The sequence below is a fragment of the Mesorhizobium sp. genome, from assembly GCF_005063415.1.
GTDB lineage: Bacteria > Pseudomonadota > Alphaproteobacteria > Rhizobiales > Rhizobiaceae > Mesorhizobium.
Map to the genome: position 1 here is coordinate 1 of NZ_SUEG01000267.1, position 3579 is coordinate 3579.

At 58.7% G+C, this 3579-nt stretch carries 3 protein-coding genes; all 3 read left to right on the top strand.

The genetic code is table 11. The features are described 5' to 3' along the window. Nucleotides 1–4 precede the first annotated feature (4 nt). The 3 genes from E5W70_RS33270 (at nucleotide 5) to E5W70_RS31430 (ending at nucleotide 3155) form a co-directional block, all read left to right on the top strand. Complete coding sequence (locus E5W70_RS33270) at nucleotides 5–148, top strand: hypothetical protein (RefSeq protein ID WP_366509773.1); 144 nt, start codon at nucleotides 5–7, stop codon at nucleotides 146–148. 236 nt (nucleotides 149–384) lie between these two features. Further along, on the top strand, nucleotides 385–1398 hold the full coding sequence (locus E5W70_RS31425) for a 1-aminocyclopropane-1-carboxylate deaminase (protein WP_024505903.1): 1014 nt from the start codon (nucleotides 385–387) through the stop codon (nucleotides 1396–1398). A gap of 599 nt (nucleotides 1399–1997) precedes the next feature. Continuing rightward, nucleotides 1998–3155, top strand: a complete 1158-nt coding sequence (locus E5W70_RS31430) for a TlpA disulfide reductase family protein (RefSeq protein ID WP_127308808.1) — start codon at nucleotides 1998–2000, stop codon at nucleotides 3153–3155. The last annotated feature ends 424 nt before the right edge of the window (nucleotides 3156–3579 follow it).

The following is a 3579-nucleotide window of genomic DNA, read 5'->3' on the forward strand; positions in this document are numbered from 1 at the left end:
GACGCTGGCCTGTTCGCTGCTGCTTCAGGCCGGCTACTTCGGCTGCGTGCTCTTTCTGATCTGGCAGTCCTCTAGCCGCGCTCGTGGAACTCGCCACAGGGGCCAGCATGCCGATGGTTACAGGAAAGCTCGGGTACCAGTCGTCTGACTCTGATCAACTGCGGAATGCAATTTTCAGCTGTGTCCCGGCTTGGTCGAATGCCCAGCATGTGCTGCTGCTTTGATGCGCGGATGACAGGATCAGTGCTCAGACCCACACCAATTTTGGTCACCCTCTGATGACTGAGCTGATCGTATAGGGAATCTGTGTTCGGCTAACACGCGACCATACCCCTGGGCTGACCGGTGCGTAGCCGGTTCAGGTACTTTTTTGCTGGAGATAGCATGCTGGAAAAATTCGAACGTTATCCGCTCACCTTTGGACCCACGCCGATCGAGAGGCTCGACCGCCTCGGCAAGCATCTGGGCGACAAGGTGGAAATCTACGTCAAACGCGAGGACTGCAACTCCGGTCTCGCGTTCGGCGGAAACAAGCTGCGCAAGCTCGAATACATTGTGCCCGACGCGATCGCGTCAGATGCCGATACGCTCGTCACAATCGGTGGCGTGCAGTCCAACCATACGCGCATGGTCGCTGCGGTCGCCGCCAAGATCGGCATGAAATGCCTCCTGGTCCAGGAGAGCTGGGTCCCACATGATGATGCTGTCTACGACCGGGTCGGCAATATCCTCTTGAGCCGCATCATGGGGGCAGAGGTGCGCCTGGTTGACGAGGGCTTTGACATCGGCATCCGCCGCAGCTGGGAAAAGGCACTTTATGAAGTCAAGGCAAGGGGCGGCAGGCCATATGCGATACCTGCCGGCGCCTCTGTCCACAAATACGGCGGCCTGGGCTATGTGGGGTTCGCTGAGGAGGTGCGTGCCCAGGAAGAGCAGCTTGGGTTTGCCTTCGACTATATCGTCGTCTGTACGGTGACTGGTTCAACCCACGGCGGCATGCTCGTCGGGTTCGCCAAGGATGGTCGACAGCGCAACGTGATCGGTATCGATGCCTCCGCCATGCCCGCCAAGACCAAGGCGCAGGTGCTCGGCATCGCCCAAAATACAGCGAAGCTCGTCCACCTCGGAGCGGAAATTGTCGAGGCAGACGTGGTGTTGTTCATGGACTACGCGTACCCGGGTTATGGCGTTCCATCGGAGGAAACCAAAGAGGCAATCCGTTTGTGCGCGCGGCTCGAGGGCATGATTACGGACCCCGTTTACGAGGGCAAATCGATGCAAGGGATGATCGACCTCGTCCAGAGGGGCTTCTTTCCACAGGGATCGAGGGTCCTCTACGCACATCTAGGCGGCGCGCCGGCGATCAACGGGTACGGCTACACCTTTCGCAACGGCTGACGTTCGGCAGTCTGCGATTCCGCGGTCGCGCTCGAACGTGGGTAGGTAGCGTCGTTCGAGCGCTTGGCTGGAGAAGTGGAGGCAGCGACGGGCATCCACTAATTGGTACCATTACGTGCTGTCGGGGCTCAACGCCACGCGCATTGAGCGCATGCCGCCGTTGGCAACCGCGAGGCGAATTTTGACTCCGGGGCAAGAATCCACACGCGGCGGTGGCGGCACGAGGACCAAGCCGGCGAGTTCGCGCTTTCGAACTGGCGCCAAACTGCCACTGCTCGAGGACCGAGGCCAGTCTAATCACAGGCGAGCCGTCCAAGCTCTCAAGAGTGATAGGGCGAAACCCGACAGCGGCAGAAGACATGTCGGGTTCACGACAATCGGCCGCATTTGGCCTCGTGGAGAATTTCAAAGCATTTCCCGCCGCTTACCGGAGCTGAGGGAATTGGCACCTCCGTTGCAGCTTGATGTGCGGCAACACGGTGAGAGCTTCGCTGAAGCAAGCCAGAGGGAGCGATGCCCTCGAGACCGTGTCCGATTTTGACTGGAAAATATTCCGCGACAAAAGAGACGAAAGGTGTGGAATGACTTTGGACACCAAGATGGAACTGCGTATGGGGTCCCCGGCTCCTGCGATCAAAGTGGAGAACTGGCTGCGTGGCGAGCCCCTCACGAACTTTCGGCCCGGCAAGGTCTACCTCGTTGAGTTTTGGGCGACTTGGTGCGGACCATGTGTCGACGCCATGCCCCATTTGATCGAACTGCAGGAGAAATATGAAGGCAGCGGATTTGAGGCGGTCGGAGTTGCCGCCTGCGAACAGGGTCCTACCGCAGACGAGGCGCGGACCAACGTGGATGCCTGGCTGACCGAGAAGTTCCCGAATCTGAATTATCGTATCGGGTTCGATTACATTGGCGAAATGAACAAGCTCTGGATGGATCCCAGCTCTTCGATTGGGATTCCCACCTCGTTCGTGGTCGACCGCGACGGCCACATCGCTTTTATCGGCCACCCGGCGGAACTCGATGACGTTTTGCCGAAAGTCCTTAACGGCAGCTGGCGCAGCAGCTATGAAGCGAAAGCCGCCGATGCAAAGCGCATCGCGCATAACCAACTTGCAGCGCGCGAAATGTCGCTTACCGGGCCGATATACGCCAAACTTGAGCCGGCGATGCAGGCCGAGGATTGGACGGCGGCGCTCTTGGCCATCGAAGAAGGCCTCGCCTTGATGCCAGACTCTTGTGAGTTCCGGCAGATTCATGCGGATCTTCTGCTTCACAAGCTGCGCGACATCAAGACCGGCATGCCGGTCATGCGAGAATTGGTCGAGGACGCGATCGACAAAACGTCCGACGCGGTGTCGTGGATGGCCTTGGCCCTCAACCAACTCTTCGATCCCACGATGGACAATTCCCATCTCCCGCGCGCGGAGCGCTTTGCGATGGGCAACGAGCTCTCGGAACAGATACTGGCACTCAATCCCCCGAACGGCGATGGCCCGTTTAAATACCTCCGGTACCTCCCGGTAGCTCAGTATTATTACGAGAGCGGCAACAAAGATCGCGCAATCGAGTTGATCGAGGTGGCACTGAAATCGGTGGACCGGCTGGGGCCAATTCCGGACCACACCAAACAGTACTATCTTACCCCATTGCTCGAAGCACTGGCCAACTACACGGGTGAGCCTGCCTGTCACGCGGATCTTTGTGTGGCTCCGCAAAAGAAGGCACCCGAAACTCAAAACGCAGTCACTTCCTGAGCAAGAATCGCGAAGGGACTGACAATTGGAATTGAACACTGGCCAATCCGCCCATCGAGGCTCTCTTCGCAGCAAGTATGTCGATGTAGCAGGGCGGCGGCTTGCGGCAGGTTGGATTTCAATTGCGTTGACCACCGGTCGGATCGCGGCGCAGACGATGTGCGCCGCGAATTCGCGCCGCAGGTCTCGCACTCGTGGACATGTCGAGGTCGGCCACGGGGCACTCTTGGGGTTGGCCCGCCCAAGCCATTCGTCGGCCACGCAAGCGGACCCGGAGTGGGCATCGCAGGAAAAGGAAATCGTACCTCGAAGACAAAGACTGAAATGACGAACAACGAAATTCCTCCGGTTGGCCCTGCTGTCAACAATGACGACGAGGCCCTTGCTTCCCCGTTCGTCAAATGCCTCCTGCGGCTCATTCGTA

Bases quoted from the DNA above. Each gene is read 5' to 3' on its own strand.
- E5W70_RS31425 (WP_024505903.1), top strand. From the start codon at position 385: ATGCTGGAAAAATTCGAACGTTATCCGCTCACCTTTGGACCCACGCCG.
- E5W70_RS31430 (WP_127308808.1), top strand. From the start codon at position 1,998: ATGGAACTGCGTATGGGGTCCCCGGCTCCTGCGATCAAAGTGGAGAAC.